Annotated in this window: 2 protein-coding genes and 1 pseudogene; 1 reads left to right on the forward strand and 2 read right to left on the reverse strand. The window is 35.8% G+C overall.

Features of this window, described 5'->3' with window-relative positions; genetic code table 11:
- Positions 1-629: 629 nt before the first annotated feature.
- Positions 630-1,301 carry a phosphatase PAP2 family protein gene (locus EXE10_RS20275; protein ID WP_130114535.1) on the reverse strand — a complete coding sequence of 224 codons (672 nt, stop codon included), beginning with the start codon at positions 1,299-1,301 and terminating at the stop codon, positions 630-632.
- 267 nt (positions 1,302-1,568) lie between these two features.
- On the reverse strand, positions 1,569-2,756 hold the full coding sequence (locus EXE10_RS20280; RefSeq protein ID WP_130114536.1) for an ammonium transporter: 1,188 nt from the start codon (positions 2,754-2,756) through the stop codon (positions 1,569-1,571).
- A gap of 860 nt (positions 2,757-3,616) precedes the next feature.
- Here EXE10_RS20280 and EXE10_RS21785 point away from each other — a divergent pair.
- Positions 3,617-3,907 (forward strand): annotated as a pseudogene (locus EXE10_RS21785) (hypothetical protein); the annotation flags it as partial.

Genomic DNA, 3,907 nt, shown 5'->3' on the forward strand with positions numbered 1-3,907 from the left:
TATTAGACTCAAAAGTTTAACTATTAGTAACGTTTAAGTCTTACTGAAGTTTAAGTCTTACTAAAATTTAACAAACACTATTTTGTGAAAATATTTAATCGAGCTGAGATAAAATGATGAATATCAATGATGTTCATCATCTTTTTTTGATTTTATGATTTATCGTGTTTTTGAGTGATCTACTAACATCAGTTCGATAAGTTATTTTAATAATTTCAGTAGGGTAAGATTTTTTGTAAGGTTCATTGTGACGGAGTCTTATCGGTTTTGTGCATATATTAGGATTAGCCTTCGGTTCGACCACACTCTTACGAAACGATGTTTCTCATTCGGCAAAATGAGCAGTGAAACTGCGCAAGGAAACCATCTTGCGAAGCTTTGCTTCCCACCGCAGAACTCGACAGCTACCGAAATATATCAAGATTATCGCAAAAACATTAACTTATAAATCTTGCGCCATGACTGGCTCATGCCTCAAACAATTGCGAAGGACGTTTCCGCGTATCAAATTTTTGAAAGAAATCAACTCCGGACTTAGGTTACTGAATTTAATTTAAAAACTATGTGCTTAAAACTTATCTTTTTAAAATGACGGTTTGATCGTTACGTGTTTTATTTACATGTCACATTTAACTAAGCTTTTTATAGAAAATTTTATACATCACCAAGTTAAAAGCAAAGACTACCCAACCTGTCCATAAGTTATGACTTAGGAAATGTGCGCCACGCATCATTTGTCCCCAACCCATTAAAAAACCGAGGCTTAAGCCTAAAAATAAAAATACATACGCGATCTTTGGTTTTGATGCTCTAAAGACAAAAAATCCGGTGATTAATGAAAAGCCTGAACTGGCATGACCGCCTGGAAAGCAGTGTCCGTTTGTTGCAGAAAAGTTCCAGACATAGCTTAAGGCAGTTGGTTCAGTCATTGACCACGGGCAGGCATGGGCTGAATGTGATTTAAGAATCCCAACGACAGCCGTAGATAGAATACTGATCCAAAACAAATAGCCCAATCGCCATTGATAAGCTTTTAATTTTAGATTTTTAAATGATGCAAGCCATGCCAAAAGGGCAATGACATAGAATCCGATAATGATGTCTTTAACGAGTTTGTGGTTAATTTCAACGAGGAACCAATTATTTTTTAATGGGAATTTACCATTCGTATCAATCCACGGTTGAATGAAGTGCAGATCAATTGCACCACCCACAGGAAATACAAACCATAGCACTAAAAATAATACCGCCAACAATAAACTATTTCTAAAGAAGAATTTATTTGAATCGGTATATAACATCAGGTGAATCACTCTTTCTATATTTTATTTGATGTTATTGGACAAAATTAAACTTAAATTGCTCTTAATTTTTATTGACTAGTTGAGATTAGGGAATATATTTACTTCAATTTGATAGGTAAAAGTGTGTGTTTTAAATGTTATAAATGATTATTATTTTATGGATTTAAATGCGGATCATTGCTGTGTGGTTTTTGAATCAAAGCAGTTTAGAACAAATAAAAAAGCGGTCAATTTGACCGCTAAATTAATTTACCCACATACAGATTAGAAAATCGCATCTTCCGAATTAGCCGAAATTTTATGAATCGATAAATCTGCACCGCGAAATTCTTCTTCTTGACTCAAACGGATACCCATGGTCACTTTAAGGATGCCATAGACTGCAAATCCACCTGCAAGTGCAATGATGATTGCAAGCAGTGTTCCGATCAACTGAGACATCATTGAGACACCACCAAGCCCACCAAGCCATTGCTGACCAAAGAGTCCTACAGCGATTCCACCAAAAGCACCACATACGCCGTGGAGTGGCCAAACACCTAATACATCATCAATTTTGAGTTTGTTTTGGGTATAAGTGAACAATTTAACAAAGATAAAGCCAGCAACGACGCCGATCACCAATGCGCCAATTGGATGCACAATATCTGAACCTGCGCAGATTGCGACTAAGCCTGCAAGTGGACCATTATGTAAGAAACCTGGGTCTTCTTTTCCAAAGAAATTTGCTGAGAGTGTTCCACCGACCATTGCCATCAGCGAGTTAATTGCCACAAGACCAGAGATGGCATCTAAACGCTGTGCGCTCATCACGTTAAAACCGAACCAACCCACAATCAGAATCCATGAACCCAGTGCAAGAAAGGGAATAGATGATGGTGGATGTGCACTCACTCGACCATCTTTTTTGTAACGACCATGACGCGCACCAAGTAGTATCACCGCAGCCAGTGCAATCCATCCGCCCATTGCATGTACCACGACTGAGCCTGCAAAATCATGAAAACTTGCGCCAAAAGTATTCGCTAACCATTTTTGTAGACCAAGATTGCCATTCCACATGATTCCTTCAAAGAAAGGGTAGACCAATGCCACAATAAAGAGTGTTGCAATGGCTTGTGAACGCATCTTGGCACGTTCTGCGATTCCACCTGAGATGATTGCAGGAATTGCCGCGGCAAAGGTCAGTAAGAAGAAACAGCGCATGAGGTTATAGCCATGTTCGGCTGAAAGCGTTGTTCCTGTATGGAAAAAATGCTGACCATAAGAAATATAGTAGCCAATAAAGAAGTAAGCGATCGCTGAGATAGAGAAATCAGTGATAATTTTACTCAGGGCATTGACTTGGTTTTTATGGCGAACTGTTCCCAGTTCTAAAAAAGCAAAGCCTGCATGCATCGCAAGTACAAGTACAGCGCCGAGGAGGAGGAAGAGTAAGTCTACATTTTGCATAGGATTCTTTTTGGTGCTAGTTGTCACAATTTGGTTCAGTATAGCGAAGCATTTTGTATATCGCAGTAGTTCGGATGTGGGAAAAAATGATTAAACAATTCAAATTTTTATCAAGACTCGATATAAAGCAAAGTGATGCACTGTTTTAGATTTATTGCACCAATTTGATGCAATGATTTTATTTATATTTTTTACAAGATATTGAATTTATTTGTTATTTATTTTTTGGCTTTTAATTTTTTCTTTGTTGGTGTGTTAAGGGCTGGAAATTATTTTGGATATTCTTTTGTGGTGTTAAAAGACGAGTAGCACTTTTTGGAACAATACTGTTTTTATCCGTCATTCTTTATTTTTCACAATATAGCCGTTTTAGTTTGGTTGTTATACGTTTATGTGGAGATATGTAATTCGTTTAACAGATGATTGTTGAGCAATGTTCAGTTCAAGCTAAGGCTATGTTAGCTAGATAGGATTCACAAGCCACGAGTGAAAGTTTCCAAGCTTTGAGAGTTGTACAGGTGAGGATATTTTAAAGAGTCCTGAAGTGAAGACGTAGTTACAGGGGGGAAATCCGTTATGTAGATATGGGTAAGTTTGTAACGACTTTTTTTAACACCTGATATTTGGAATAAGTTGGGTGTTGAGAGAGGGAAATCATTTTTATTCCAAGATATAAAAATGATTTCCCCAATAGCAAGAGCAATTAAAGAGTGCTTTTAAAGTGAGATTCTATTGATGAACTATATGTAGTATTTACATTTGATAGTTTTATCATGTGAATAGTTTTTAATGGTGATTTCACCTGTAAAATATAAAAACTGATATAGTTATACTTTAAATATCAAATTTAACTGAAATTTATGGATTTTTATATAATTAAGAACTCGGAAGATGATAATTTAAGAAGTCGTTCTGTACCGTATTTTTTATTTCGTATAGATAATTGGAATGATTATAACTATAGAACTCAGTTTTATACATTTTATATTGATTCTGAATTTACTAAACATGATTTCGGTCATGTAAAAATTGTATTTGATAATGATCTGAAAAAAATACTGAACCCTGATGAAACTTATAATTATGTAGATTTTATTCCTAAAGAATTTTCTAATTTGGATGAGGGGTTTTACAGTATAGGGAATTTGTAT

It is taken from the genome of Acinetobacter sp. WCHAc060033, assembly GCF_004209125.1.
Lineage (GTDB): Bacteria > Pseudomonadota > Gammaproteobacteria > Pseudomonadales > Moraxellaceae > Acinetobacter > Acinetobacter wuhouensis.